Origin of the sequence: Aquiluna sp. KACHI24, from assembly GCF_025997915.1 — a bacterium.
Classification (GTDB): domain Bacteria; phylum Actinomycetota; class Actinomycetes; order Actinomycetales; family Microbacteriaceae; genus Aquiluna.
The window spans coordinates 379,214-406,140 of record NZ_AP026677.1; the positions used below are offsets into that span (position 1 = coordinate 379,214).

Genomic DNA, 26,927 nt, shown 5'->3' on the forward strand with positions numbered 1-26,927 from the left:
GTGAAGAATGCGCGCCCCCAGCAGGATTCGAACCTGCGCACCCGCCTCCGGAGAGCGGTGCTCTATCCCCTGAGCTATGGGGGCTCAAGGCTCCTTAGCCTAACATCGTGATTTCACTAGACTCGGGGTGAAGCTTGGAGGTAGTTATGTCAGATTTCAAATTCTTGAGAGGGCCAAAGGATTGGTGGCGACAGGCTGTCGTTTATCAGATTTACCCTCGTAGCTTTAGCGACTCCAACGGCGACGGCATTGGTGATTTAAAGGGCATCATTTCTAAGGCCGACTACCTCAAAGAACTGGGCGTGAATGCGGTTTGGCTCAGCCCCTTCTACCCATCTGCTCTGGCTGACGGTGGTTATGACGTTGATGACTATCGAGATGTGGATCCAAGGATCGGCACGCTTGAAGAGTTTGATTTGATGGTTCAGGAGCTTCACTCCAGAGACATCAGAGTGTTTGTCGATATCGTTCCAAACCACTGCTCCGATAGGCACATCTGGTTCCAGCAGGCACTTGCGGCAGGACGTGGTTCAAAGGAGCGTGAGCGTTTTATTTTCCGCGAGGGGCGCGGAGAGAACTCCGAGCTACCACCGAGTGATCTGAGCAGTCACTTTGGCCCACACGGTTGGACCAGGGTTGAAGATGGTCAGTGGTACATGCACCTCTTCACCAAGGAGCAGCCAGATTTCAACTGGGACAACCCAGAGGTCCACGAAGAATTTTTGAAGACTCTTAAGTTTTGGTCAGACCGCGGTGTCGATGGCTATCGAATCGACGTGGCTCACGCTTTGAAAAAGCAGCTTGACCCGCTTCCAAGTAGAACCTCCTACTCACTCGAGGTGATGAAGGATGACGGAACTGATCCACTTTTCGATCGTGACGATGTGCACGAAATCTACGCCGAGTGGCGCAACCTCTTCAATCAATACGACCCACCTCGAGTTGCAGTGGCGGAGGCATGGGTGCACCCGCATCGCCGAGCCCCCTACGCATCTGAAAAGGGCCTAGGTCAGGCATTTAATTTCGACCTATTGGCAGCAGCTTTCGATGCCGGTTCGTACCACGACATCATCGAATCCAACCTTGAGTTTTCGGCTTCAACCGGTTCCTCATCCACCTGGGTCCTTTCGAACCACGATGTGATTAGGCATGCGACCCGCATGGTCATCCCCGGTTATGGCGAGAGTGCGGACGGATTTGGTGCTGAAAACAAGTGGTATGTAGAGCACCGCATGGACAACGACCTGGATCTTGAACTAGGTCTAGCACGGGCGCAGGCCGCCACGCTTTTGATATTGGCGCTGCCCGGTTCTACTTACATCTACCAGGGTGAAGAGCTTGGTTTGCCAGATGTAACCGATATCCCATCCGACCAGATGCAGGACCCACAGTGGTTCCGTGGTGAGGGCAAGCTCAAGTCTCGAGACGGTTGCCGCGTGCCACTGCCATGGGAGCCAGCCGGTCCATCCTTTGGTTTTGGTACTGGTGGAGCACATCTTCCGCAGCCGAGCTGGTATGCAAAGTTTGCCGCCAGTGCTCAAGAGGCTGATCCAAATTCGACACTCAACCTGTATCGCAAGGCATTGGCTCTGAGGGCGAAGCTGATTACTGAGGAGCAACTCAGCTGGCACGAATCCGCCAGCGGCACCTTGCTTTTTGAGCGCCCAAACGGTTGGCTGTGCTTCACGAATTTCACCCAGGATGAAGTCGAGTTGCCCCAAGGCGAGCTACTGATGCACTCGGGCGAGGTCTCGGACGGCAAGCTTTCCGGTCCGGCTACAGCCTGGCTCAAGCGCTAAATCTGGGCTTTTCGGACTATTATTTAGGGAATAACTGGCCAGCGGCGGCCACGTCGTTTTTAGGACAAATGTGACCCCAGAACAACTTTCCTTGGCCATTGTGCAAGCACTTGGCTCGCTGGTTGCGTCCGGAAAGTTGCCTCAGTTTGAGTTGCCATCAGAGGTTGTCATCGAGCGCCCTAAGAATCGCGATCACGGGGACTGGGCATCTAACGTTGCGATGCAGTATGCGGCCAAGGCGCAAATGAAACCGCGTGACTTTGCAGAGATTTTGGCCTCTGAGCTGCAAAGTGTTGATGGTGTTGAAAAGGTAGAGGTAGCTGGACCTGGCTTTCTAAATCTCTTTGTTTCCGACTCGGCGGCAGCGCAATTGGCGCTCCAGATTGTCGAGGCCGGCGAGAGTTTTGGTAGAAGCTCTGAGCTAGCCGGCGTGAAGCTGAATCTCGAGTTTGTCTCTGCTAACCCAACCGGTCCGATTCACCTGGGTGGAACCAGGTGGGCGGCTGTTGGTGATTCACTCGCGAGAGTTTTGGAGGCGGTGGGTGCCGAGGTGACGCGGGAGTACTACTTCAACGATCACGGTGCCCAAATTGACCGCTTTGCTAGGTCCTTGCTTGCAAGAGCTAAGGGTGAGCCTGCACCAGAGGATGGTTACGCCGGTCAGTACATCGAGGAGATCGCTCAGCAGGTGCTTGCCCTAAAGCCCGACACCCTCTCGCTACCTGATGTCGATGCGCAAGAAGTTTTCAGAGCTACCGGTGTTGAGCTGATGTTCGAGCAAATTCGTCAGTCGCTCCATGAATTCGGCGTGGACTTCGATGTCTATTTCCACGAGAACTCGCTCTACGAGTCTGGCCAGGTGGCCAAGTCGGTAGCGGCGCTTCGCGAGCAAGGGCACATCTTTGAGGCGGAAGGCGCAACTTGGTTGCGCTCCACCACCTTCGGTGATGACCGCGACCGCGTAATCATCAAATCCGATGGAGATGCTGCATACATTGCAGGCGACATCGCTTACTACCAGAACAAGCGTGGTCGCGGATTTGACCGCTGCATTTATATGCTCGGTGCCGACCACCACGGGTACGTGCCGAGGATGATGGCACTATGCGCCGCCTTTGGTGATACCCCAGGCGTTCACATGGAGATTTTGATTGGTCAGCTCGTGAATCTGGTCCGAGCCGGTGAACCGGTACGCATGTCTAAGCGCGCTGGAACAGTGGTCACCATGGAAGACTTGGTTGAAATGGTTGGCGTGGATGCCGCGCGATACTCATTGACTCGATCTTCAATCAACTCAACTCTTGATATCGACCTTGAGTTGATCAGCAAAAAGACAAATGACAACCCAGTGTTTTACGTACAGTACGCACACGCCAGAACCAAACAGGTTGCAAAGAATGCTGCATCTTTGGGTGTCAATCGTTCGGAGTTTGTGCCTGAACTGCTCTCTCACGAGAGCGAATCGGAGCTTCTGGCCAAGCTAAGTGAGTTCCCGAGAGTGGTGCTGCAGGCCGCCAACTTTAGAGAGCCGCATCGTGTGGCCCGTTACCTCGAAGAGGTAGCCGGCAGCTATCACCGTTGGTACGACAACTGTCGAGTCACTCCGCTCGGAGACAAGCCAGTTGAGTCGGTGCACCGCACCAGATTGTGGCTCAACGATGCGGCATCGGTTGTGTTGGCCAACGGACTAAAACTTGTGGGCGTCTCCGCCCCGGAGCGGATGTAGTCATGAAGAACCCTTTGGCTCCAAAGTGGCTAGAAGAGCGTGATTTGAATTCACTTGACCCCAAAATTTGGCCCCGCACCGCAAAACGCAACAGCCAGGGTGAGTTAGAGGTTGGCGGAGTAGGTGTGCGCGAGCTGATTCGTCGCCACGGTTCACCGCTGTACGTGGTTGACCAAGAGGACTTTGAAGCCAGGCTGATGCAGACCAAGAGAGCTTTCTCGGATGCTGCTCAGCGCCACGGCACCAGCGCCAAGCTCTACTACGCATCTAAAGCGCTGCTTACCTCCGATGTGGTTCGCTGGGTTGAGCAGGCGGGGCTATCGATTGACGTATCCACCGGCGGCGAGCTAGCTGTCGCTTTAGCGGCAGGCATGCCGGGTGAACGCATCGGTCTGCACGGGAACAACAAATCTCTGGTTGAAATTGGACGCGCTATCGCAGCCAATGTCGGTGCCATCGTGATCGACTCAGAGTTAGAGATCGAGCGCATTGCATCGGTGGCCACGGCCCAGGGCAAGACCCAGGCCGTCAGATTGCGCGTGAACTCGGGTGTTCACGCTCACACCCACGAGTATCTCGCAACCGCGCGTGAGGACCAGAAATTCGGAATCGCTATCTCTGACGTCCCGCACCTGGTGGCCAAGATTCGCTCGCACTCGCACCTTAAATTTCTAGGGCTGCACTCCCACATTGGCTCTCAAATCTTTGTGGTGGACGGCTTTATTGCCGCAGCTGAGAGATTGCTCGATTTGCATGCCGAGCTGCTGCAGGGCGGCGATGTCCCAGAGCTAAATCTCGGTGGCGGTTTTGGCATCAGCTACACAGGAGCCGATCGCCCTATGCCAATTGCCGAGATGGCGGAACGCATCAGCTCTGCGGTGGCCAATAAGTGCCAGCAACTCGGAATCGAGATTCCAAAACTTGCCTTTGAGCCAGGCCGAACCATCGCTGGTCCAGCCGGAATCACGCTCTACTCGGTAGGCACAATCAAGGATGTCCAGGTTTCAGATGCGGGGGCTGCTGCCACTCGAAAGTACGTGAGTGTCGACGGTGGCATGAGCGATAACGCTAGGCCTGCGCTTTACGAGGCTGAGTATTCGGTTGCGATTGCGTCAAGAACTTCAAGTGCCACTCCAGCCCTGGCCCGCGTGGTGGGAAAGCACTGTGAGTCGGGAGACATTGTGGTGCGTCACGACTACCTTCCAAGCGATGTTGCGGTGAATGATCTGCTGGCGGTGCCCGCTACCGGCGCCTACTGTTTCTCGCTATCTTCTAATTACAACTTCTTGACCAGACCCGCTGTTGTGGCGGTCAAAAGTGGCAGCACCAAGGTTTTGATCAAGACCGAGACCGAGCAAGACCTACTTGCCAGGGATGCTGGCCTATCGGAGGGTACGGGGAACTAATGCAAACCGCATACCGAGCAATAAGAGTCGCACTCCTTGGTGCGGGCTCAGTTGGCGCAAACGTCGCTCGACTGATGATCGAGAACAAGCAGGAGCTGGCTCAGCGCGTTGGAGCTGAGTTTGAAATTGCAGGCATCTTGGTTCGCGATGCCCACCAGGTCAGACCAGGTGTGCCGAGCGAACTCTTCACCACTGACGCCGAGGGACTGATTCTTAGCGCTGACATTGTCATCGAACTCATCGGCGGCATTCACCCCGCGAAAGAGTATGTCGAGCTGGCACTCAACTCCGGTGCTGATGTGATCACAGCAAACAAGGCGCTCATCGCCGCGCACGGACCGCAGCTATTTGATTTAGCAGAGCAGCTTGGGGCTCAGCTTTACTACGAGGCTGCAGTTGCTGGAGCGATCCCAATCATTCGTCCGCTTCGAGAATCACTGGCTGGTGACAAGGTAAATCGAGTCATGGGCATCGTGAATGGCACGACTAACTTCATCCTCGACCGCATGGAGTCAACCGGGGCAGATTTCGATGAGGCACTGGCTGAGGCAACTAAGCTCGGTTATGCCGAGGCTGACCCGACTGCTGACATTGAGGGTTATGACGCAGCATCCAAGGCCGCTATCTTGGCTTCCCTTGCCTTCCACTCCGAGGTTCCAGTCGAGAAAGTGCACCGCGAGGGAATTACGTCGGTTACCGCTTTGCAAATGGAAACTGCGCGTGATGCGGGCTACGCGGTAAAGCTATTGGCAATCTGTGAGCGAGTGGACGATGGTTTGGTTGCCAGGGTTCACCCAACACTGATTCCGTTGGATCACCCGCTAGCTGCAGTTCGCGGTGCCTACAACGCAGTCTTTGTTGAGGCTGAATCCGCTGGCCGTTTGATGTTCTACGGTGCTGGTGCTGGTGGCCCACAAACCGCGTCGGCAATTCTTGGTGATTTGGTTTCCGCTGCCAAGCGCCACCTTGCAGGTGGGCCAGGCCTTGCGGACTCTGTGCATGCAAACCTAGAGGCTCTTCCGGTGCAACGCATTCAGACGCGTTATCAAATCACCCTTCAGGTGAGCGATGAGCCAGGTGTATTGGCATCGATTGCATCGGTGTTTGCCGAGCATGGCGTGAGCGTAGAGACGGTAAGTCAGAGCTCTGCAACCACCGGAGCAGCGCTGCTGACTGTAATGACTCACAGAGCCTCGGAGCAGGCACTGGAGCAGGTGGTCTCCTCGCTTCGCAGCAAGAATTCAGTTCAGCAAATTAGCTCGGTCATCCGAGTGGAGGGAATGTAATGGCTCACCAGTGGCGCGGCGTAATTCGCGAGTATTTTGATCGACTACCTTTCACTGAGTCTGACCCCATAGTCACCCTGGGCGAAGGCGGCACTCCGCTAATCGAGGCTCCGGCGCTCGCGAAGTTGTTAGATGTTGGATCGGTGCACCTCAAGTTCGAAGGCATGAACCCAACCGGTTCGTTCAAGGACCGCGGTATGACTACAGCGGTTTCAAAGGCGAAGGGCAAGGGCGCACAGGCTGTAATCGCAGCGTCAACCGGAAACACCTCTGCGGCTGCCGCGGCCTACGCCGTGAAGGCTGGCATGCAGTCCGTGGTTTTGGTTCCAGCGGGCAAGATTTCCTGGGGCAAGCTCTCCCAAGCAGTTGCTCACAAGGCACAGATCTTGCAAGTGCGTGGCAACTTCGATGACTGTCTGCGACTAGCCAGGGAGCTAAGCGAGGGCTATCCGGTCTTCTTGGTCAACTCGGTAAACCCAGATCGACTTCAGGGTCAAAAGACCGCCGCCTTTGAGGTATTCGATGCACTGGGTTACGCACCAGATTTGCACGCAATGCCACTTGGAAATGCCGGCAACATCTCTGCTTATCACCTTGGTTACCGCGAAGAGAGAGACATGGGTCGCATCTCGACGCTTCCCAAGCTCTGGGGTATCCAGGCTGAGGGTAGCGCTCCGTTCATTAAGGGATCTCCAGTTCTCAAGCCAGAGACCATTGCCACCGCTATTCGAATCGGTAACCCTGCATCCTGGGATTTGGCGCAAGAGGCAAAGCGTGACACGGACGGCGCATTTGGGGCGGTTAGCGACAAAGAGATTTTGTGGATGCACGGCTTCCTGTCGCAGGAGGCCGGAGTATTCGTTGAGCCATCGAGCGCGACCGGGGCTGCAGGTCTTTACAAGGCAGCAAAGCTAGGTCAACTGCCAAAGGTCAACTCAATTGTGGTCACCGTTACCGGTCACGGCCTCAAGGATCCAGACTGGGCCCTAAAGGACGAGCGTGGTCGCCAAATCAAGCCAAAGAAGGTGACTGCAACTGCGAGTGCGGTTGCCGACATCCTCGGTTTGGAGCGCAACAAGTGATCGTAAAGGTTCGCATTCCTGCGACCAGTGCGAATCTCGGTCCAGGCTTTGACACCCTTGGCATGGCGCTGAGCTTTTATGACGAGTACCAGGCCGAGGTGATTGAATCTGGGCTTGAGATTGTGGTCGAAGGCGAGGGGTCCGGTGAGGTTGCAACCGATGCCGGAAATCTGATTTACAAAACCATTCAGCACGTCTTTCAAAAAGTAGGGGAGCAACTACCTGCTCTCAGAATTCGCTGTCACAACCAAATCCCACACGGTCGCGGCATGGGCTCCTCCGGAGCTGCGGTTGCCGGTGGTGTGATGCTGGCCAGTGGACTCCTGAGCCAGAAGCGCAGTTTCAGCGAGCAAGAGCTCCTTGAGTTCGCAACCGACATAGAGGGTCACCCGGACAATGTTGCTCCAGCACTTTTCGGCGGCTTGACTATCGCCTGGAAAGACGAATCCGGACCACATCACAAGAAGCTGATCGCGCACCGTGGTATTTCGCCTTTGGTCTTCGTACCACCGCACCAGATGTCTACCAAGTTGGCTAGGTCGTTGCAGCCTGAGTCCGTCCCTCACACCGATGCCGTGTTCAACCTCTCGCGCTCTGCTCTGTTGGTTGCCGCGCTGACTCAGAGCCCCGAGCTACTGTTCGCAGCTACCGAGGATCGTCTCCACCAAAACTATCGAGCCAGCGCAATGCCGGAGACCTCTGCTTTGGTGGCCGAGCTTCGAGCTGCCGGACACCCGGCAGTCGTGTCAGGCGCCGGGCCATCGGTTTTGGTCCTGGAGCCATCGCCACAGGATCGCCTCAGCGCTATTGCAATTGCAAAAGAGAACTTTCCACACTGGAAAGCGCTAACGCTTGCAGTTGATTACAAAGGTGCTAGTGTTGAGCTGCAGTTTGGATCAGGCAACTAAAAGCCCGCCACTGCTTCTCTCATAGAAATTCTTCAAATCCGGCAATCTGTGCCGCAAAGAAACGAGTAACCATACATGGATGAAATCCAGCAGGAAAAGCCAGCAAGACGCGTTCGCCGCGCTACCAGCGCAACCGTCGAGGCTTCCGCACCACAGACTGGAGCACCACAAGAGGCCAAGACCACTCGCCGCCGCTCCACTAAGAAGGAATCGGGCGCAGAGGTAAGCACCGAGACCAAGGCCGAGTCAAAGCCAGAAGCAACCGAGCGTCCAGCACGCGAAGAGCGCGCACCTCGCGAGGAGCGTGCACCACGTGAGGGCCGTCAGGACCGCGGTGGTCGTGACCGCCAGCGCAACGAGGGCTCCGAGGAGCGCAGCGAGGGCGAGAGCAACCAGGGCGAGCGCGGCGAGCGCGAGTCTCGTCAGGATCGTGACGATGACCGTCGCGGTGGCAGAAACCGTCGCGGTCGCTTCCGTGACCGTGACCGCCGTCGCAATGGATCACAGGATGAGGCAGAGCCAGAGGTATCTGAGGATGATGTCCTAGTTCCAGTCGCTGGAATCCTGGATGTCCTTGACAACTACGCTTTCCTTAGAACCTCGGGATACCTACCGGGTCCAAACGATGTTTACGTGTCTCTCGGACAGGTCAAGAAGTACGGCCTTCGCAAGGGTGATGCAGTCGTCGGTTCAATCCGTCAGCCTCGTGAGAGCGACAACAACCAGCGCCAGAAGTTCAACGCGCTAGTACGAGTTGACTCGGTAAACGGTCAGACCTTGGAAGAGGCAGCCGCTCGCGTCGAATTTGGCAAGCTGACCCCGCTTTACCCAGACGCCAGACTGCGTCTTGAGACCGACCCTAAGAAGTTGTCCACCAGAATCATTGACCTGGTAGCCCCGATTGGTAAGGGACAGCGTGGATTGATCGTTTCCCCACCAAAGGCCGGTAAGACCTTGGTGCTACAGGCAATTGCAAACGCAATTTCAACCAACAACCCAGAGGTTCACCTGATGGTTGTTTTGGTTGACGAGCGCCCTGAAGAAGTCACCGACATGCAGCGCACTGTCAAGGGTGAGGTCATTGCCTCCACCTTCGACCGCCCTGCCGATGACCACACCACCGTTGCTGAGCTCGCGATTGAGCGCGCCAAGCGTTTGGTTGAGATGGGTCACGACGTTGTCGTGCTGCTCGACTCGATCACTCGTCTAGGTCGTGCCTACAACCTTTCCGCTCCAGCATCCGGCCGCATTCTCTCCGGTGGTGTTGACTCTTCAGCCCTCTACCCACCAAAGAAGTTCTTCGGTGCAGCCAGAAACATCGAAAACGGTGGCTCGCTGACTATCTTGGCAACTGCCTTGGTTGAGACCGGATCCAAGATGGATGAGGTCATCTTCGAGGAGTTCAAGGGAACTGGAAACATGGAGCTTCGCCTATCTCGTCAGCTCGCTGACAAGCGAATCTTCCCAGCCGTCGACATCAATGCCTCTGGAACCAGACGCGAAGAAATGCTGATGAGCCCGCAGGAGACCAAGATCATCTGGAAGCTGCGCCGCGCTCTTGCAGGCTTGGAGCAGCAGCAGGCACTTGAGCTGGTTCTGAGCCGCTTGAAAGACACTCAGAGCAACGTTGAGTTCTTGCTAAAGCTTGAGAAGTCAATGCCGGTTCCTTCCGAGACTGATGCGGAGTAATCTTGCTCGACTCGCTGCAAGGACTAAGGTCTGAGCACGCTGAGCTGCAGAAGCAGCTCAGCGATGCTTCAGTTCACGCCAACCCCGCGTTGGCAAAGAAGCTTAATCGTCGCTATGCCGAGCTATCTGCAATCCTGAACGCCGAAGCCAACGTGATCGGCCTGCAGGATGATATTGCAGCGGCTTCGGAGCTAGCCAAGGAAGACGAGGCTTTTGCCGCCGAACTTCCAGGCATGCAGGAGCGCCTCAAGGAAGCCCAGGAAAAACTGCGCAGGCTTCTCATCCCTCGTGACCCAGACGATGGGCGTGATGTGATTATGGAAATCAAGGCTGGTGAAGGTGGTGCCGAGTCGGCACTGTTCGCAGCCGATCTGCTTCGCATGTACATGCACTATGCAACCTCCAAGGGTTGGAAGGCAGAGGTCTTGGACCGCACCGAGAGTGATTTGGGTGGCATCAAAGATGTCCAGGTTGCAATCAAGTCATCAGCCACCGATCCAGCAGATGGAGTTTGGGCTCACCTGAAGTACGAGGGTGGGGTTCACCGCGTGCAGCGAGTGCCAGTGACTGAGACTCAGGGTCGGATCCACACCTCCGCTGCCGGAGTATTGGTGTTTCCAGAGGTTGATGAGCCTGAAGAGGTAGACATCAACCAAAATGACTTGCGCATCGATGTCTTCCGCTCTTCAGGTCCTGGTGGCCAGTCGGTGAACACAACTGACTCCGCAGTTCGCATCACTCACCTTCCAACCGGAATCGTGGTCTCGATGCAGAACGAGAAGTCGCAGCTGCAAAACCGCGAAGCGGCCATGCGCGTGCTAAGGGCTCGCTTGCTCGCTGCCCAGCAGGAGGCAATTGAGGCTGAGCAGTCGGCGGCGAGAAAGTCTCAGATTCGTACCGTGGACCGCTCCGAGCGCATTCGCACCTACAACTTCCCTGAGAACCGAATTGCCGATCACCGCACCGGATACAAGGCTTACAACCTAGATCAGGTCATGGACGGCGCCCTTGAGCCAATCGTGCAGTCAGCCATCAAGATGGACGAAGAGGCCAGACTCGCCGCGCTTGCCGGAGAGTAATGCGCTTTGTTGAGGCTTTGGCCTTTGCGAAAGAGGAGCTAGCCAAGGCTGGCGTTGCCTCTTATGAGGCTGATGCTTACTGGCTCATTTGTCACGCTGCCGAAATCACCAAGACCGAACTTCTGACTCGTATGAGTTTTGATCTTGGGCTGAGTGATTCGGCGCATGCAAAGTTTCTAGAGGCACTGCAGCGCAGGGTCTTGCGTGAACCGCTGCAGCACATCACCGGAGCTGCTGCGTTTTTGGACTTCGAGGTTTCGGTTGGTCCCGGGGTTTTTATCCCTAGGCCAGAAACCGAGGTTTTAGTTGGTGTCAGTCTTGATTTGATAAAGAGCAAGCCCAATCCGAATGTCTTTGAGGTTGGATCTGGCTCGGGAATCATTTCGATTGCAATTGCCCGCGCTAGGACGGATGCCGATGTCTTGGCGCTTGAAACATCCCCGGAAGCCATTCCTTACCTGAGGCAGAATCTTTTGGATCTCGCTCCGTCAGTGACGCTGAGGGAGGGCAAGTTTCCAGATGACAGCTTTGATCTGGTTGGGAGCGTGGACCTGTTGGTCTCTAACCCTCCATACATTCCCGAGGGTGCGGTTCCATTGGACCCCGAGGTGTATCTTCACGATCCTGAATTGGCACTTTATTCGGGGCAGGACGGCCTGGATCTGATTCGAGACCTGGTAAGCATCGGGCACGAGCTATTGGTCGACGGGGGAGTCATCGCTTTGGAGCATGCCGACGGACAGTCCGACGCCATCGTTGAATTACTATTGGCGCAAGGGTACAAAGAAGTTATCGCCCATAAAGATTTGACTGACAGATTTAGAACTATCAGCGCTAGAAAGTAGAGCCGAGAATGCAGAAGATTTACGACTGCTCAGTGGATGTCGAACTTCTCGGCGGCTTTCGCCAGGCCAAGGTCGCCTTGGATCGCTCCGAGGTTGTAGTGATTCCTACCGACACTGTTTACGGTTTGGCGGCAGATGCTTTCAGTGTCAAGGGCGTCGAGCAACTACTTGCACTCAAGGGCCGTGACCGAACTTCACCTCCTCCGGTTTTGATTCCAAAGGTGGAGACCATGTCCGCGCTGGCCACCGATCTGCCTCTAATTGCAAATCAGCTGGCCGCAGCTTTTTGGCCAGGTGCATTAACCATGGTTCTCAAGGCTCAGTTGTCCCTCGATTGGGATTTGGGTGACACCAGGGGAACGGTTGCCCTTCGGGTCCCAGACCACAAGATCACACTTGCGCTCCTGGAGGACGTCGGACCGCTAGCGGTATCGAGTGCGAACCTCACGGGTGAGCCAGCAGCAGTGACTGCTCAACAGGCAGCGGAGTATTTCAAAGAGAAGGTTCCGGTTTACCTCGATGCCGGGTCGAGTCCTAAGGGCGAAGCATCAACGATTTTGGATTTGTCTCAGGTTAGAGATGGTCAACCGATTCGAGTCTTGAGAAAGGGCGCCATTTCACTCGAGCGAATTCGCTCGGTGATTGGTGATGCACAACTGCAGGTCGACTAAGTGCGCGCCTACCTTCTGGTATTACTGCTCTCGGCCATAGTTACTTACCTGGCTACCTGGGCGGTGCGCTATCTGGCCAGAAGGTACAACATCCACCCAGCGATTCGTGAGCGCGATGTGCACAAGTCTCCGATCCCCAGAATCGGTGGCGTTGGCATGTTCTTTGGTCTGGTTGCAGGTGTTGCCGCGGCCGGGAGTTTCGGCTGGTTTGAGAGTTTGTTTTTGGATCCTGGGCCGATCTGGGCAATCGTTGGCGCTAGCGGTCTGATAATCGTGATTGGTCTTTTGGATGACCTGATCGAGCTGGACTGGACCGCAAAGATGGGTGGTCAGATGGCGGCCGCCTGGATCTTGGCTTCGTCTGGAATTCAGATTGTTTCGCTACCGATTGGTGGTCTCACCGTTGGCTCCTTTGGAGTCTCACTTGCCGTCACCATGTTCGTGGTCGTGCTGGTCATGAACGCTGTGAACTTCATTGACGGCCTAGACGGTTTAGCTGCCGGTGTGGTTGGCATTGGCACCCTGAGCTTTTTTATCTACACCTATGTGTTGGCACAGCAAACCTCACCAACCAACTACTTTTCGACAGCCGGCCTTCTTTCGGCGATCGTGCTGGGAATGGTGGTCGGGTTCCTGCCACACAACTTCCGTCCCGCCAAGATTTTTATGGGTGACTCCGGTGCCATGCTGCTGGGGCTCTTGATGGCGACGAGTGCCATCACCGTCACAGGAAACATTGACCCAGCGACCGTGACCAACAGCGATCTGCTGCCAGCGCTAATTCCGCTGGCCTTGCCGGTAATGATTTTGATCCTGCCGCTACTGGATCTTTTCTTCGCGGTTATCAGAAGACTTAGGCGCGGACAGTCCCCGTTCGCAGCAGACAAAGAGCACATCCACCACCAGCTTCAAGACATCGGTCACTCCCATGCTGGGGCGGTGTGGGTTTTCTACCACTGGACCGCACTGGTATCAACCACCCTGCTACTACTGTTTTGGTTTGAAACCGGACCGGTATTGGTCCTGTTTGGGGCCTGGCTAATCGCAGCTTTGATCCACACCTACCTCCCAGTCCTTAGGCGAATTCGCAAAATCAGAAAGGCACTCCGTGGCAAGTAACTCGGCTGACATCTACAAGCGGGCACTGGCCCTCAGCGCAATCTTGTTGATTTTGATTGCCGTCTTCGGCTCAGGATTGGGCTTTTTGTTTGCCGGAATGGATGGGGTCTATTCCGCGCTAATTGGGGCAGCCGTTTCGATGGCATTCTCGACTTTCACGATTTTCAGCATCTGGCTTGGAGCAAGACTTCCGCTAGCCGGCTTCTACGGATTGGTGCTTGGAGGTTGGCTTATCAAGGTGCTGCTTTTTGCCGTGACCCTGGGTGCGCTGCAGGGGGCGGACTTTATCTCCGGACCAGTATTTTTCTTTGCAGTGGTCGCATCGGTTTTGGGCGGTTTGGCCATCGACAGCTGGGTGGTTCTCAAGGGCCGCCAGCCGATTCTGGACAATTAGTTCTACTTTTTTTCTAAATGGGGAAAAAGGGAACAAAACCTCTTATAAACTCGTTGGAGCTTCCCGAAACCCCGCGGTATTTTTTGCCGCCTGAGCCAGGAGAACGACCCTGTTTAGTGCGCTGAGCCTGATTGCGGCCGAGGAAGGCGGATTCCACCCGCCGAGCATCTACGAGTTCTATCCTGAAATCGTTGCTTTCGAGGGAACCCCTTTCGCCATCAACCGAATCATGATGATTCGTTTGATTGTCATGACTGTGCTGATCGTGCTTTTCTGGCTGTGGACTCGCAAGTTCAACCAGGCCGTCAAGGCGGGCAACGTGGTTCCAGGTCGCTTCCAGCTTCTCGGTGAGATGGCGCTGAACTTTGTTCGAAAGAGCATCGCTCACGACCAGCTTGGTGAAAAAGATGGAGAGCGCTTCCTGCCGCTACTGACCACGATCTTCTTCATGGTGTTGGGCATGAACATCACCGGCATCATCCCGTTTGCAAATATTGCGGGAACTTCGGTTATCGGTATCCCTCTGGTTTTGGCCCTTGCTGCTTACGTAACGTTCATCTATGCGGGTGTAAAGCGCCACGGAGCCAAATTCTTCAAGAACGCACTCTTCCCATCCGGAGTGCCACCAGCTTTTTACACCCTGGTTACTCCGATTGAGTTGCTTTCAACATTCATCCTCCGCCCAGTGACCTTGGCTCTTCGTCTTCTGATGAACATGATCGCCGGCCACTTGCTGTTGGTGCTCTGCTTCTCAGCAACCCAGTTCTTCTTCTTCGAGGCTGACGGCATCTTCAAGTTCTTTGGTGCCGGCACCTTGCTCTTTGGCTTTGCATTCACCGTCTTCGAGATCTTGGTTGCGGTATTGCAGGCCTACGTATTCACTCTTCTGACCACTGTCTACATTCAGTTGGCATTGGCAGACGAACACTAAGTCGACAACCGTCGATCTAAACCCCACGGAAGGAAATCAAGTGGACGCAGTAAACATCGCCGAGCTATCCGGCAACATCGCAGTAGTTGGTTACGGCCTCGCAGCTATCGGCCCTGGCATCGGTGTAGGTCTGGTTGTATCCAAGACCATCGAGTCAATCGCTCGTCAGCCAGAGCTAGCCGGCAAGCTACAGGTAACCATGTGGCTAGGTATCGCATTCACCGAGGCACTAGCGCTAATCGGTCTAGCAACCCCATTCATCTTCGGCTAGTAGAAAACACTTATAGACCATGACTATTCAGATTCTTGCCGCTGCGGCAGCCGAGGAAGGCGCCACGCCTAACCCGCTGCTGCCTGCGGTCTATGACATCACCTGGTCGTCGGTTGTCTTTGTTTTCCTACTGACCTTCTTCTGGTTCAAGGTTCTTCCTGGATTCAAGAAGATGCTTGACGAGCGCGCCAAGGCCATTGAAGGTCGCTTGGCTGATGCCGAAGCTGCCCAGAAGGCAGCTGAGGAGCGCACCGCAGCAGTTGAGGCAGAGCAGGAAAAGCTCAGGGCTGAATCCTCATCAATCCGTGAGGAGGCACGCGCTGAAGGCGCTGCAATCCTGGCTGAGATGAAGGCACAGGCTTCGGCCGAGTCCGAGCGTCTAGCGCAGATCGCAAAATCTGCCCTGGAGGCTGAGCGCGAGAGTGCCATGAACGCACTTCGCAACGAGGTTGGAGGCCTAGCTATCGAGCTTGCCTCTCGCATTGTTGCAGTGAAGCTGCAGGATGACGCAATCGCAAACAAGGTCGTTGACGACTTCATTGCCGAGCTAGAAGCAAAGAAGGCCTAGAACCCATGGCATCCAGTACCAGAGCATCCAAGATCATTGCCGGTGAGAAGCTGGCAGCACTTGGTGCGACCAACCTAACGACTGCCTTGGAGCTCTTCGCTGCAAGCAATGCTCTGCAGCAGAGCTCATCACTGCGCTCTATGCTTTCGGATCCTTCCGCCGAAGTTGCGGGCAAGGAGCAGGTCGTACGGCAGGTATTTGGTGCCAAGTTAACCGAGCAGACCGTGGGTCTACTCATTGAGTTATCGAAGTTGCGCTGGTCGGCGACTCGAGACCTTCCCGCTGCCATGGAGCAGCTTGGGGTTAGAGTTGCCGCCCAAAGCGCAAACATCGACCAGCTTCAGGCTGAGTTGTTTGCCATCGAACAGACTGCATCTTCTGATCACGAGCTTGAACTGGCTCTTAGTTCAAACCGTGATTCTGAGGCCAAGCGAACCCTGATCAGCAAGCTTTTCGCTGGCAAGGTTTCCGAGGCCGCACTTGCGCTGGCACTGCAGGCAATCGACTCTTCCGCCTACAAGCGCTTTGCGCAGGTAGTTGGGCAGTACGGTGTCTGGGTTGCTGAGTACGCAGGTGAGTTCGTGGCCCGAGTTCGGGTTGCTCGTGAGCTTTCAACCGCTCAGCTTGAGCGCTTAGAAGCAGCACTCAACGGCGTTTATGGCAAGAAGCTACAACTCAACGTTGACGTTGACCCAACTGTCATTGGCGGCATTCACGTGGCCGTCGCCGGTGAGGTCATTGACGCAACCGTTCTAACCAAAATTTCAAACGCAAGATTGCAACTGAGCTAGTTGCCAAACAAAAGAAGCAGAGGAAGCTAATGTCAGAGCTAAAGATCAGCCCGAATGAGATTCGGGATGCCCTGAAAGACTTCGTTTCGTCATACGAGCCTCAGAACTCGCAGAAGCAGGAAGTCGGTTATGTAATCGACGCTGGTGACGGCATTGCACACATTGAGGGCCTTCCTGGCGCGATGGCTAACGAGCTTCTGCGTTTCCAGGACGGCACCCTAGGCCTAGCACTGAACCTTGACGAGCGCGAGATTGGTGTTGTTGTACTCGGTGAGTTCACCGGCATCGAAGAAGGTATGGAGGTCTACCGCACTGGGGAGGTTCTCTCTGTTCCAGTCGGTGACGCTTACCTAGGTCGCGTTGTAAACCCACTGGGTAACCCAATTGACGGTCTTGGTGAGATTCCATCTGAGGGTCGCCGTGCGCTTGAGCTTCAGGCACCTGGCGTTATGCAGCGTAAGTCGGTTCACGAGCCACTACAGACCGGTATCAAGGCGATCGACGCCATGATTCCAATCGGTCGTGGACAGCGCCAGCTGATCATTGGTGACCGCCAGACCGGTAAGACCGCTATCGCAGTTGACACCATCATCAACCAGCGTGACAACTGGCTTTCTGGAGACCCAACCAAGCAGGTTCGTTGCATCTACGTAGCGATCGGTCAGAAGGGTTCGACCATTGCTGGTGTCAAGGCTGCTTTGGAGCAGGCCGGCGCAATGGAGTACACCACCATCGTGGCTTCTCCAGCATCCGACCCAGCAGGTTTTAAGTACCTAGCCCCTTACACCGGTAGCGCCATTGGTCAGCACTGGATGTACGGCGGCAAGCACGTTCTCATCATCTTCGATGACCTGTCTAAGCAGGCTGAGGCCTACCGTGCAGTTTCGCTGCTACTGCGTCGTCCACCAGGACGTGAGGCATACCCAGGTGACGTCTTCTACTTACACTCCCGCTTGCTAGAGCGCTGTGCAAAGCTCTCCGACGAGATGGGTGCCGGATCGATGACTGGACTTCCAATCATCGAGACCAAGGCAAACGACGTTTCTGCATACATCCCAACCAACGTGATTTCGATCACCGATGGTCAGATCTTCTTGCAGTCAGACCTGTTCAACGCGAACCAGCGCCCTGCTATCGACGTAGGTATTTCGGTTTCCCGTGTGGGTGGAGCTGCTCAGCTAAAGAGCATCAAGGGTGTATCCGGAACTCTGAAGCTAGAGCTAGCTCAGTACCGTGCACTTGAGGCATTCGCAATGTTCGCTTCGGATCTAGACGCTGCATCTCGCAAGCAGCTAGAGCGTGGTGCACGTCTGACCGAGCTTCTAAAGCAGCCTCAGTACTCGCCATTCCCAGTTGAAGAGCAGACTGTCTCAATTTGGGCTGGTACCACCGGAAAGCTTGACGATGTTGCAGTTCAGGATGTGCTGCGCTTCGAGCGCGAGTTCCTGGACTTCCTAAAGCGCAACTCTTCCGCACTGAATGTCATTCGCGAGACCTCAAAGCTTGAGAAGGACACCATTGAGGAGCTGGAGAAGCAGCTGGAGCACTTCAAGAAGATGTTCCTGACTCACTCCGGTGAGCCACTGGTCAAGGCTGGTTCCGCATCTGTTGAGGCTGCATCTCCGGAGGAGATTGGCCAGGAGCAGATCGTAAAGCAGAAGCGCTAAGAAGGGTAAGGCAAGCTAATGGGAGCGCAACTTCGGGTCTACCGGCAGAAAATTAAGTCTGCCAAGACGACCAAGAAGATTACTCGCGCCATGGAGCTGATCTCGGCATCGAGAATCGCCAAGGCGCAGCAGCGTGTTGCTGCGTCGAGTCCTTATACCCGTGCGGTTACCCGCGCGGTTTCAGCAGTGGCCACCTACTCAAATGTTGACCACCCGCTGCTAACCGATGACGGTAACCACCGCAGAACCGCAGTGGTGATCTTCACCTCTGACCGCGGTTTGGCAGGTGCATTCTCCTCTTCAGTGCTTAAAGAGGCCGAGGCGGTTACCGCGATGCTTACCCAGCAGGGCAAGGAAGTTGTTTACTACCTAGTTGGTCGTAAGGCTGTAGGTAACTTCAGCTTCCGCCGCAAGACCTATATTCGTGAGTGGATCGGTGGCACTGACCTGCCACAGTTCGACACCGCGCGTGAGATTGCAGCTGAGTTGACCGATGCCTTCCTCAAGCCATATGAGAACGGGGGAGTCGACGAGATCTATCTGGTCGGTAACCGTTTTGTTTCGATGATGGTTCAGGAGCCAGAGAAGATTCGCCTACTACCTCTTGAGGTAGTCGAGCAGGAAGCAGTTTCCTCTACCGAGGTATTCCCGCTGTTTGAGTTTGAGCCAGAGGTTGAACAGGTCCTGGACGCTCTACTCCCTGTGTACATCGAGAACCGCATTTTCAATGTCATGCTGCAGTCTGCAGCTGCCGAGCATGCAGCTCGTCAGAAGGCGATGAAGAGCGCAACTGACAACGCAGACAAACTGATTTTGAACTACACCCGCTTGGCAAACGCAGCGCGCCAGGCAGAAATTACCCAGCAGATTTCGGAGATTGTGGGCGGCGCAGATGCGCTGGCCACGGTTACCGAGGACTAAGAGAAAGAAAGCAAAATGGCCGAGAGCACCAAGACAGCAACGGGTCGTATCGCGCGAGTCACTGGTCCAGTTGTGGACATTGAGTTCCCGCACGACGCGATTCCTGAAATCTACAACGCCCTGACCACAGAGATCTCCTTCGGTGACCAGAAGTCAACTTTGACCCTAGAGGTTGCCCAGCACCTCGGTGATGACCTTGTGCGCGCCATTGCACTAAAGCCAACCGATGGTTTGGTTCGTGGCGGCATTGTTCATGACACTGGTGCCCCAATTTCGGTGCCAGTTGGTGATGTGACCAAGGGCAAGGTATTCAACGTAACCGGCGAGATCCTCAACGGTGAGCCAGGCCAGGTCGTTGAGGTTAAGGAGCGTTGGCCAATCCACCGCACCCCACCAGCCTTCGACCAACTTGAGTCCAAGACTCAGATGTTCGAGACCGGTATCAAGGTCATCGACCTGCTGACCCCTTATGTTCAGGGTGGAAAGATTGGTCTATTTGGTGGTGCCGGTGTTGGTAAGACCGTTTTGATCCAGGAAATGATCTACCGTGTGGCAGAAAACCACGACGGTGTGTCCGTATTCGCCGGTGTTGGTGAGCGTACTCGTGAGGGTAACGACCTAATCGACGAGATGAAAGAGTCTGGTGTTATCGACAAGACCGCACTGGTCTTCGGTCAGATGGATGAGCCACCAGGAACTCGTCTTCGCGTAGCGTTATCGGCTCTGACCATGGCGGAGTACTTCCGCGATGTTCAGCAGCAGGACGTGCTTTTGTTCATCGACAACATCTTCCGTTTCACTCAGGCAGGTTCTGAGGTGTCCACTCTGCTAGGCCGCATGCCTTCAGCCGTGGGATACCAGCCAAACCTCGCTGACGAGATGGGTCTGCTACAGGAGCGAATCACCTCAACCCGTGGTCACTCGATTACCTCGCTGCAGGCAATCTACGTTCCAGCCGATGACTACACCGACCCAGCCCCAGCAACCACCTTCGCTCACCTGGATGCAACCACTGAGCTAAGCCGTGAGATCGCTGCCAAGGGTCTGTACCCAGCTGTGGACCCACTTGCTTCCACCTCAAGAATTCTTGACCCTCGTTACATCTCGGCAGATCACTACGAGACTGCGACCCGTGTCAAGGCAATTCTGCAGAAGAACAAGGAGCTGCAGGAAATCATCGCCATCTTGGGTGTTGAGGAGCTTTCTGAAGAGGACAAGATCACCGTTTCACGCGCTCGCCGCATCCAGCAGTTCTTGAGCCAGAACACCTACATGGCTACCAAGTTCACCGGTGTGGCGGGTTCAACCGTGCCACTAAAGGACACCATCGAGGGCTTCTCGATGATTGCCCGCGGTGACCTAGACCACATCCCAGAGCAGGCATTCTTCAACTGCGGTGGCATCGACGACGTCATGAAGGCATACGAGCGTATCCAGAAGGACCTTGGCTAATGTCACGCGAACTCAACGTTGACCTAGTAGCAGCAGACCGCCAAATCTGGTCGGGCTCTGCTACCCAGGTCATCGCCAAGACCTCGGTGGGCGAGATTGGTCTGCTCTCAGGTCACGAGCCTATGCTCGCGATTTTGATCCCGGGCCAAATTCGTATCACCACCGGCGAGGGCAAGGTCCTGACCGCGGAGTGCGATGAGGGTGGATTCCTATCCCTGGAGAACAACAACCTCACTCTCGTGGTTAGAGACGCACACCTAATCAACTAATGCTGATTCTGCTGCCGCCGTCGGAGACTAAGCGCTCCGGCGGCGTTGGCATTTCTATCGACAAATCAGCAATCATCTGGGCTGCTCTCGACCCAGCCCGCGATCGCCTGATTACAGAGATTTCGAGAGTCTCTTCTGATCCCACACGAGCCAAGAAGATATTCAAGCTCGGACCAAAGAATGCTGCCGATTTGGATGCCAATAGGCAGTTGATCACTGCACCCACCATGGCCGCCATCGAGCGCTATGCCGGCGTGGTTTACGACGCCATCGATTATCAAAATCTGAGCGAACAGGCAAAGCAACGCGTCCAGGAGCGGCTGTTTATTCAATCCGCACTATTCGGGCTCTTGCCAGCGACAGAGCAAATCCCCTACTACCGCTTTTCAGCAACGACAAAACTACCCGGCATCAATCTCAGGGAGCTTTGGATTGAGGCTCACAAAGCTGTGTGGCCAAGACTCGCCAGACCGATCCTCGACATGAGGTCAAAGGCCTACGCGGAACTGAATCCGGTCCCAGAGAGCCTGGAGAGCTACTCGGTTGACGTATTCGATCAATCTGGCAAGGCGTTGAATCACTTCAACAAAAAGGCCAAGGGGCTGTTGGTCAGATCTGCACTTGAAAACAACCTTGAGACCATCGAACAGCTACCTGAAATTGCCAAAGCCGTCGGTCTCAAGGCTGAGACAGACGGCTCTAGCGTGGGATTGATTACGCCCCAGGGTTTTTAGCCCTGCTTGGTTTCGGGCAGCGGTTCAACCGCATATGGTTCTGGAAGTTCAATCACTCCCTCAACCAAAGAGATGATTGCGTCAAACCAGCCCTGGTCATTCTTGAGAATGTAGCCTGGGACTAACCATGCACCACCTGACTTGTCATAGATCATCAGCAGCGTCGACTCTGACCCAGTGAGCTTCAGGGTGACCTGCTGTGGCTTGATCTCTACCTGCTCTTCTGAAGTTGCAGGTGCGTCCTTAGTCGACTCTTCGGGGGCGGGCTCGACCGCAGGCAGCGAGACTGCATCAGCGGTTCTCATGTTCTGGCTGTATTGGTTCCAGACAGAACTGGATGGAGATCCAAACCAGCGACCGTCCTTGATGCGAGTGGCAGCCTCTTTGGCTGAGATTGTGTCAAATTCACCCCTGGCTTGTGGTTTGGCAAAGTGCCCTGAGACATTAGAGAGTTTGCCCGCACCGTCGTAGTTCACCCACCACTCCAAAGCGGTGTCCTGACCATCGACTTGAACGCTTGCGATGGCACTAGCACCCCAGTCGCTGCGATCTACTCGAATGCGATCCTTTGCGACGCCCAGTCCGAAGGTCTCAAACAGATCAAAAGCCTCTGACCTGATTTTTTCCTCTGATGGAATCAGCTCAGGAGTCGCAATTGGCTCACAGCTTTCATAGCTGGTGCCATCCTCGAGAGTGACGGTTTTGTTCTCACACTTGTATGAAGCTGGATCCCAAGCGTTGAAGTAGAAGTTTCCGGTTCCAGCCCATGTGACGCTGACCTGGCGCTCTGGCTTGCCGATAGAGAAGGTCGGATACTCCTTAGAGGACCATTCTTCCTCGCGAATCTCGCCCTCAATTCCGAAGTAGTCCGCTAGCTGCTGGAGTCTTTCCTTTACATCGCCTTCCAGTACGAGCTGGTACACGCTGCCGCGACCAGTCTCGTCAGAGAGCTCAGTGGAGTCGTAGTCATACTCGATCCAAACCGGCGCAATCATCTTCATGCCCGGGGCAGCCGCGTCACTTGCGGCGAGACTTTCCGCCCTCCCGGCTGGCGCGTTTGCCATTTGGATCAATGGCTGCTGCGGAGTTGCAAGTCCAGCTACTAGCGCAAGCGCTGACACTGCGGCGATTGAGCCTCCGGAGAGCAGCCCCAGCCTAAGTCGCGAGGAGATCGGTGCGCGAGCTGGCTTAGCAAGTGGAGCCTGAGCCACCAGACCCTCGTTTAGGACAAAGCTCGAATCAGCTGGGTCTGCCTTTTGCAGTCTTGCCTTCAGGTCATCAAAGTTTTCATTCATGACTAATCAACTGTCCCATCAAGTTCGTTATTTTCAGTGGCCAGCAAAGTTTTCAACTTTTGCTTGGCTCTGGTTAGGCGGATCGCTGCTGCGTTCTCACTTATTTCAAGCGCGAGACCAATCTGCTTATTCGATAGACCCTCAAAGGCCCAAAGTGAAATTAGTTCACGCTCGAGAACCTGCAGCTTGCCCCATGCATCAGAAAGCTCCGTGTCGGCAAGCGCAATTGACTCAGCGCTGGGCGCCGCCTCAGGTCGAGACATCAGCTGCTCAATTCGGGCCCTGTTGCTGGCTTTCTTGCGATGATTTGAAATGAGATAGCGCGCGGTTTTGTATAGCCAAGGCAGCTCGTATCCCTGGGGGATTGAGCCGCGCTTTCCCCATGCGATCGAGAACAGCTCTGCGGCTAGTTCCTCTGCTTCCTCAAGCTCCACACGTCTTGCCAGAAATCTTGAAACTTCGGGCATGTGAGCGCGAAACAGTGCGTTGAATTGCTCCGGGGTCATTAGTCCTCCTGAGCTAGTTATGTCCTAAGCCTAGGAATCTTTTCTGATTCTTCTGAAGCAATTTGGCGCGTGGTCGTGAATCATGCCTGTTGACTGCATGAGCGCATACATCGTTGTGCTGCCTACAAACTTGAACCCAAGCTTTCTTAGGTGGTTGCTAAGGGCATCCGATTCAGGGCTGGTTGCCTTCCAGGAAAAGTTTGATTCTTGGGTGATTGGGTTCGTTGGGGCAAACTGCCATAGCTCGCTCTTGAGATCTACGTTGTTGGTCATAACCAACTGGGCATTGTGAATCGTCGCCTCGATCTTCGCGCGGTTGCGGATAATTCGTTCATCCAAAAGGAGCGACGCAACTTTTTCCTGGTCATAGGTAGCCACCTTTTCGATGTCGAAGCCATCGAATGCAGACCTAAAGCCTTCGCGTCTTTTCAAAATCGTCAACCAGCTAAGGCCTGCTTGGAAGCTTTCCAAGGCAATCGCCTCAAATAAATCTCTTTGGCCCGTAGCTCGGTTGCCCCACTCTTGATCGTGGTAATCGATGTAAATCTGGTCGTCGGTAACCCAGACGCAACGCTCCACGCCATCGGGGTGCAATCTGGTGTGGCTCAATGCTTGATTCCCTCCAAATGCAAAAGCTTGGACTTCGTTTCTAGGCCACCTGTCGCTGAATAGCCGGTGAGCTTTCCGGAGGACCCCATCACTCTGTGACATGGCACAATGATCGGCACCGGATTTGATCCCACGGCGCCACCAACGGCCCGAGCGGCCATTGGTCTTGAGACTGAATGGGCGACCTCTCCGTAGGAGCGAGTTGCGCCAAAGGGTATCTCCAGTAACTCGATCCAAATTCGCTTTTGAAAATCAGTTCCAATCAGATCAAGCGGCAGGCCAAATACTTTGCGTTTACCTTGGAAATACTCTCCAAGCTGCATGCAAGCTAGGTCGGAAATCTCCTTGGCCCTCACATCATTTGAGAACTCTTTCCGGCTATCTGAGTCCGCAAGAATCTCCAAATGTGCAACGCCCTTTTCGGTGGAGCCCACTGCAATTCGACCGATGGGGGAGTCTGTGACCACTAACGCTTCAAGAATCATGTGATTAGTATGGCGCTCAATTCCGCAGCCGAGTTTGATGCCTCGAGGTTGTGAATAAGTTATTCACAACTATGAGGGTCCAAGCTTCTTCAACTTCATTCAACGCTTGACTCGTTGATATGAACATGCTGTTTGTATTGCCCTCAGTTGGTTATGGGCTCTACCTGTTTGCCACAACCGGGTCGCCAATTCTGCTGGTCATGAGCGCGTTCACCGTCGCCATTTACTCGCTGAGCTCGACTCAACGTGAGCTCGACCCCAAAGAGCCAGTGAGTGTCAGGGGTGACCGGGTTTACCTGGGGGATCGAAGACTTGGCCTTTTCCCTTGGCTATGGGGTAAGAAGGTGAGAGACGCCGTCTACCAATCCCTCATCGATAAGACACCTTCAGAGCAGCAGCTTCCCACTTTTTACCAAGGGAAGCTTTTTGACTTGGCTCAGCAAGAGATGTTCGGTATTGAACCAGATGAGCGCAATCCACATCTGATCATTATTGGTAGAAGTGGTTCAGGAAAGACTCAACTCCTGAAGTGGTTACTCGATGCTCGCGATGACTATTACCTGATCGACTTCAAAGGCGGCGTGGATTTTCCTGAGGTCAATCCCACTCGGTTATTCACTCAGCACAATGTCGCTGACGCGGTCGAGCTGATTCGAGACCTGCTTCGATCCAGGGAGCTCAATCCCCAGCAGCAAGCAGCCTGGGTGGTGGTAGATGAGCTTGGAGAGCTAATCCGGGGCAGTGCGCTGCTACCTCAACTCGAGAGCATCGCGAGTAAGGGTAGGGGATTGGGTCTTCACCTGATTTTGCTGAACCAAACCATGACCGGAATCCCAAGAACTATCTGGGCAAACTGTGCTCATCGGGTAGTGCTGAGCGCAGACGCTGTCGATCGAGTCCAGCTTGGCTTTGGTGCAACGACATCAGTTGAGCCAAGTCCTGGCCTCATTTGTGGCGAGTACCTAGGGGATAAGGCCAGGCCCTTTGGTTTTCCGATTCCTAGAGTTTCTTCCAAGCCTTCTCAAGAAGTGGCCGAAGAATTTGCTCCATTTGCTCAAACTCGGCAGGTCCACAGGTCAGCGGTGGAGCTAGTTGAACCACCGCATCTCCACGATCATCTGCTCGGGCGTAGAGTCCAGCCTTATACATGGCCGGATTGAGATAACCACGCAGGATTCGCTCACGTTGATCTGGGGTCAGGCGCTGCATGGTTGCTTTGTCGCTAACCAGCTCAATCGCGAAGAAGTAGCCGTCACCCCTGACGTCACCGACAATCGGCAAGTCCTTGAGCTTCTCGAGCGTCTTGCGGAACACGGGGGAGTTGGTGCGAACGTTATCGACCAGCTTCTCCCGATCGTAAATGTCAAGGTTTGCAAGTGCTACTGCACATGCCACCGGGTGGGCGGCAAAGGTGTAACCGTGAGGGAAAGTCGTGATGCCTTGGGTGAAAGGCTCGAAGAACTTGTCCTTCATGAACAGTGCACCTAAGGGCTGTGCGCCCGAGGTGATCGCTTTGGCGGTGATCATCATGTCTGGTTCGATGCCATATCGCTGGCAACCAAACATCTCACCGGTTCTTCCGTAGCCAGTGATGGTTTCATCGGCAACCATAACCACGTCGTATTTGTCGCAGATCTCACGCACTCGCTTGAAGTAGGAGGGGTGTGCGGTGATGCAACCACCGGAGTTCTGGATCGGCTCCACGTAGAAGGCCGCAACAGTGTCTGGACCCTCAAATAGGATCGCCTCTTCGATGCGGTTAGCGGCCCAGATGCCGAATTCCTCTTCCGATTTGAATCCCTCCGGAGCGCGGAACCAGTTGGTGTTTGGAACTCGGAAGGTGGATGGGACCAGTGGCTCGAAGGCCTGTTTCATGGCTGCAATACCGGTGATCGACAGTGCTCCATGGCTGGTGCCATGGTAGGCAGTCATGCGGGAGATTACCTTGGTCTTGGTTGGCTTGCCGGTGAGCTTGAAATACTGTTTGGCAATCTTCCAAGCGCTTTCTACGGCCTCGCCACCACCGGTGGTGAAGAAGATGCGAGTCAGATCTTTTGGCGCATAGGAAACCAGTCGCTCTGCAAGCTCAACCGCACGAGGGTGGGCATATCCCCAAAGCGGCATGAAGTCTAACTCCAGCATCTGCTTGGCCGCCGCCTCAGCCAGTTCCTTTCGACCGTGACCGGCGTTTACCGCAAAGAGGCCAGAGAGGCCATCGATGACTTTGTGTCCTTTGGTGTCCCAAAGGTAAATACCTTCACCCTTTTGGATGATGTTCATGTCGTTGTCTTGGAAGGTGGAGTGACGAGTGAAGTGCATCCACAGGTGATCTTTGGCCGATCGTTGCAACATGGAGTCGGTTGGAGTTTCACCGCGAGACATGGCCTCAAAAAGTGGCAGACCTGCAGACTTGGACTTTTTCTT

General features: G+C 54.8%; 25 protein-coding genes, 1 tRNA gene and 1 pseudogene. 21 read left to right on the plus strand and 6 right to left on the minus strand.

Going from position 1 to position 26,927, the window contains the following annotated elements; all coding sequences use genetic code 11:
- Window positions 1-12 precede the first annotated feature (12 nt).
- Window positions 13-84 (minus strand) — tRNA-Arg (locus OO713_RS01950).
- A gap of 62 nt (window positions 85-146) precedes the next feature.
- On the opposite strand from OO713_RS01950, the gene OO713_RS01955 reads away from it, so the two are divergent.
- The 21 genes and pseudogenes from OO713_RS01955 (at window position 147) to yaaA (ending at window position 21,608) form a co-directional block, all read left to right on the plus strand.
- Complete coding sequence (locus OO713_RS01955) at window positions 147-1,799, plus strand: glycoside hydrolase family 13 protein (RefSeq protein ID WP_264785986.1); 1,653 nt, start codon at window positions 147-149, stop codon at window positions 1,797-1,799.
- A 70-nt stretch (window positions 1,800-1,869) separates the two neighbouring features.
- The gene (gene argS / locus OO713_RS01960) at window positions 1,870-3,525 is read left to right on the plus strand and encodes an arginine--tRNA ligase (RefSeq protein ID WP_264785987.1); all 1,656 of its coding nucleotides are present in this window, start codon (window positions 1,870-1,872) and stop codon (window positions 3,523-3,525) included.
- Window positions 3,526-3,527: 2 nt separating this feature from the next.
- The gene (gene lysA, locus OO713_RS01965; protein WP_264785988.1) at window positions 3,528-4,931 is read left to right on the plus strand and encodes a diaminopimelate decarboxylase; all 1,404 of its coding nucleotides are present in this window, start codon (window positions 3,528-3,530) and stop codon (window positions 4,929-4,931) included.
- Window positions 4,931-6,217, plus strand: a complete 1,287-nt coding sequence (locus OO713_RS01970) for a homoserine dehydrogenase (protein WP_264785989.1) — start codon at window positions 4,931-4,933, stop codon at window positions 6,215-6,217. The genes lysA and OO713_RS01970 overlap by 1 nt, the downstream gene beginning before the upstream one ends.
- Window positions 6,217-7,299 (plus strand): threonine synthase, encoded by a 1,083-nt coding sequence (gene thrC / locus OO713_RS01975; RefSeq protein ID WP_264785990.1) that lies wholly within the window; start codon window positions 6,217-6,219, stop codon window positions 7,297-7,299. Before OO713_RS01970 ends, thrC begins: the two co-directional genes overlap by 1 nt.
- A 62-nt stretch (window positions 7,300-7,361) precedes the next feature.
- Window positions 7,362-8,207, plus strand: coding sequence for a homoserine kinase (gene thrB / locus OO713_RS01980; protein ID WP_264786413.1), 846 nt, complete (start codon window positions 7,362-7,364; stop codon window positions 8,205-8,207).
- A 339-nt stretch (window positions 8,208-8,546) separates the two neighbouring features.
- Window positions 8,547-9,896 (plus strand): annotated as a pseudogene (gene rho, locus OO713_RS01985) (transcription termination factor Rho); the annotation flags it as partial.
- Window positions 9,897-9,898: 2 nt separating this feature from the next.
- Entirely contained in the window at window positions 9,899-10,975 is a 1,077-nt protein-coding gene (gene prfA, locus OO713_RS01990; RefSeq protein WP_264785991.1) for a peptide chain release factor 1, read from the plus strand.
- Window positions 10,975-11,820: a peptide chain release factor N(5)-glutamine methyltransferase gene (gene prmC, locus OO713_RS01995; protein WP_264785992.1), complete on the plus strand. Its 846-nt coding sequence runs from the start codon at window positions 10,975-10,977 to the stop codon at window positions 11,818-11,820. Before prfA ends, prmC begins: the two co-directional genes overlap by 1 nt.
- A gap of 8 nt (window positions 11,821-11,828) precedes the next feature.
- Window positions 11,829-12,491, plus strand: a complete 663-nt coding sequence (locus OO713_RS02000) for an L-threonylcarbamoyladenylate synthase (protein ID WP_264785993.1) — start codon at window positions 11,829-11,831, stop codon at window positions 12,489-12,491.
- Complete coding sequence (locus OO713_RS02005) at window positions 12,492-13,610, plus strand: MraY family glycosyltransferase (RefSeq protein ID WP_264785994.1); 1,119 nt, start codon at window positions 12,492-12,494, stop codon at window positions 13,608-13,610. It begins immediately after the preceding gene.
- A complete protein-coding gene (locus OO713_RS02010; RefSeq protein WP_264785995.1) occupies window positions 13,600-14,004 on the plus strand; it encodes a hypothetical protein in 405 nt (134 codons plus the stop codon). The genes OO713_RS02005 and OO713_RS02010 overlap by 11 nt, the downstream gene beginning before the upstream one ends.
- Window positions 14,005-14,113: 109 nt before the next feature.
- Window positions 14,114-14,935 (plus strand): F0F1 ATP synthase subunit A, encoded by an 822-nt coding sequence (gene atpB, locus OO713_RS02015; RefSeq protein ID WP_264786415.1) that lies wholly within the window; start codon window positions 14,114-14,116, stop codon window positions 14,933-14,935.
- Between the two features lie 40 nt (window positions 14,936-14,975).
- A complete protein-coding gene (atpE, locus tag OO713_RS02020; protein ID WP_264785996.1) occupies window positions 14,976-15,206 on the plus strand; it encodes an ATP synthase F0 subunit C in 231 nt (76 codons plus the stop codon).
- Window positions 15,207-15,225: 19 nt separating this feature from the next.
- The gene (locus tag OO713_RS02025) at window positions 15,226-15,774 is read left to right on the plus strand and encodes a F0F1 ATP synthase subunit B (protein WP_264785997.1); all 549 of its coding nucleotides are present in this window, start codon (window positions 15,226-15,228) and stop codon (window positions 15,772-15,774) included.
- A 5-nt stretch (window positions 15,775-15,779) separates the two neighbouring features.
- Window positions 15,780-16,565: an ATP synthase F1 subunit delta gene (atpH, locus tag OO713_RS02030; RefSeq protein WP_264785998.1), complete on the plus strand. Its 786-nt coding sequence runs from the start codon at window positions 15,780-15,782 to the stop codon at window positions 16,563-16,565.
- Window positions 16,566-16,594: 29 nt separating this feature from the next.
- On the plus strand, window positions 16,595-18,232 hold the full coding sequence (atpA, locus tag OO713_RS02035) for a F0F1 ATP synthase subunit alpha (RefSeq protein ID WP_264785999.1): 1,638 nt from the start codon (window positions 16,595-16,597) through the stop codon (window positions 18,230-18,232).
- 18 nt (window positions 18,233-18,250) lie between these two features.
- On the plus strand, window positions 18,251-19,153 hold the full coding sequence (locus OO713_RS02040) for a F0F1 ATP synthase subunit gamma (protein ID WP_264786000.1): 903 nt from the start codon (window positions 18,251-18,253) through the stop codon (window positions 19,151-19,153).
- Between the two features lie 15 nt (window positions 19,154-19,168).
- A complete protein-coding gene (gene atpD / locus OO713_RS02045) occupies window positions 19,169-20,605 on the plus strand; it encodes a F0F1 ATP synthase subunit beta (protein WP_264786002.1) in 1,437 nt (478 codons plus the stop codon).
- Entirely contained in the window at window positions 20,605-20,874 is a 270-nt protein-coding gene (locus tag OO713_RS02050; protein ID WP_264786003.1) for a F0F1 ATP synthase subunit epsilon, read from the plus strand. The genes atpD and OO713_RS02050 overlap by 1 nt, the downstream gene beginning before the upstream one ends.
- Window positions 20,874-21,608 (plus strand): peroxide stress protein YaaA, encoded by a 735-nt coding sequence (gene yaaA / locus OO713_RS02055; protein ID WP_264786005.1) that lies wholly within the window; start codon window positions 20,874-20,876, stop codon window positions 21,606-21,608. Before OO713_RS02050 ends, yaaA begins: the two co-directional genes overlap by 1 nt.
- On the opposite strand, the gene OO713_RS02060 is transcribed toward yaaA, so the two are convergent.
- The 5 genes from OO713_RS02060 to OO713_RS02080 all read right to left on the minus strand — a co-directional run bounded on the left by OO713_RS02060 (window position 21,605) and on the right by OO713_RS02080 (window position 26,885).
- Window positions 21,605-22,903 carry a hypothetical protein gene (locus OO713_RS02060; RefSeq protein WP_264786006.1) on the minus strand — a complete coding sequence of 433 codons (1,299 nt, stop codon included), beginning with the start codon at window positions 22,901-22,903 and terminating at the stop codon, window positions 21,605-21,607. The genes yaaA and OO713_RS02060 overlap by 4 nt on opposite strands.
- A gap of 2 nt (window positions 22,904-22,905) precedes the next feature.
- A complete protein-coding gene (locus OO713_RS02065; RefSeq protein WP_264786007.1) occupies window positions 22,906-23,409 on the minus strand; it encodes a sigma-70 family RNA polymerase sigma factor in 504 nt (167 codons plus the stop codon).
- A 30-nt stretch (window positions 23,410-23,439) separates the two neighbouring features.
- A complete protein-coding gene (locus OO713_RS02070; protein ID WP_264786008.1) occupies window positions 23,440-24,018 on the minus strand; it encodes a DNA-3-methyladenine glycosylase I in 579 nt (192 codons plus the stop codon).
- Window positions 24,015-24,503 carry a methylated-DNA--[protein]-cysteine S-methyltransferase gene (locus tag OO713_RS02075; RefSeq protein WP_264786009.1) on the minus strand — a complete coding sequence of 163 codons (489 nt, stop codon included), beginning with the start codon at window positions 24,501-24,503 and terminating at the stop codon, window positions 24,015-24,017. Before OO713_RS02075 ends, OO713_RS02070 begins: the two co-directional genes overlap by 4 nt.
- Before the next feature lie 999 nt (window positions 24,504-25,502).
- Window positions 25,503-26,885: an aspartate aminotransferase family protein gene (locus OO713_RS02080; protein WP_264786417.1), complete on the minus strand. Its 1,383-nt coding sequence runs from the start codon at window positions 26,883-26,885 to the stop codon at window positions 25,503-25,505.
- Window positions 26,886-26,927 lie beyond the last annotated feature (42 nt).

Coding starts and splice junctions, on each gene's coding strand:
- OO713_RS01955 (WP_264785986.1), top strand. CDS start 147: ATGTCAGATTTCAAATTCTTGAGAGGGCCAAAGGATTGGTGGCGACAG.
- lysA (WP_264785988.1), top strand. CDS start 3,528: ATGAAGAACCCTTTGGCTCCAAAGTGGCTAGAAGAGCGTGATTTGAAT.
- OO713_RS01970 (WP_264785989.1), top strand. CDS start 4,931: ATGCAAACCGCATACCGAGCAATAAGAGTCGCACTCCTTGGTGCGGGC.
- thrC (WP_264785990.1), top strand. CDS start 6,217: ATGGCTCACCAGTGGCGCGGCGTAATTCGCGAGTATTTTGATCGACTA.
- thrB (WP_264786413.1), top strand. CDS start 7,362: ATGGCGCTGAGCTTTTATGACGAGTACCAGGCCGAGGTGATTGAATCT.
- prmC (WP_264785992.1), top strand. CDS start 10,975: ATGCGCTTTGTTGAGGCTTTGGCCTTTGCGAAAGAGGAGCTAGCCAAG.
- OO713_RS02000 (WP_264785993.1), top strand. CDS start 11,829: ATGCAGAAGATTTACGACTGCTCAGTGGATGTCGAACTTCTCGGCGGC.
- OO713_RS02025 (WP_264785997.1), top strand. CDS start 15,226: ATGACTATTCAGATTCTTGCCGCTGCGGCAGCCGAGGAAGGCGCCACG.
- atpH (WP_264785998.1), top strand. CDS start 15,780: ATGGCATCCAGTACCAGAGCATCCAAGATCATTGCCGGTGAGAAGCTG.
- atpA (WP_264785999.1), top strand. CDS start 16,595: ATGTCAGAGCTAAAGATCAGCCCGAATGAGATTCGGGATGCCCTGAAA.
- OO713_RS02040 (WP_264786000.1), top strand. CDS start 18,251: ATGGGAGCGCAACTTCGGGTCTACCGGCAGAAAATTAAGTCTGCCAAG.
- atpD (WP_264786002.1), top strand. CDS start 19,169: ATGGCCGAGAGCACCAAGACAGCAACGGGTCGTATCGCGCGAGTCACT.
- OO713_RS02050 (WP_264786003.1), top strand. CDS start 20,605: ATGTCACGCGAACTCAACGTTGACCTAGTAGCAGCAGACCGCCAAATC.
- yaaA (WP_264786005.1), top strand. CDS start 20,874: ATGCTGATTCTGCTGCCGCCGTCGGAGACTAAGCGCTCCGGCGGCGTT.
- OO713_RS02060 (WP_264786006.1), bottom strand. CDS start 22,903: ATGAATGAAAACTTTGATGACCTGAAGGCAAGACTGCAAAAGGCAGAC.
- OO713_RS02065 (WP_264786007.1), bottom strand. CDS start 23,409: ATGACCCCGGAGCAATTCAACGCACTGTTTCGCGCTCACATGCCCGAA.
- OO713_RS02075 (WP_264786009.1), bottom strand. CDS start 24,503: ATGATTCTTGAAGCGTTAGTGGTCACAGACTCCCCCATCGGTCGAATT.
- OO713_RS02080 (WP_264786417.1), bottom strand. CDS start 26,885: ATGTCTCGCGGTGAAACTCCAACCGACTCCATGTTGCAACGATCGGCC.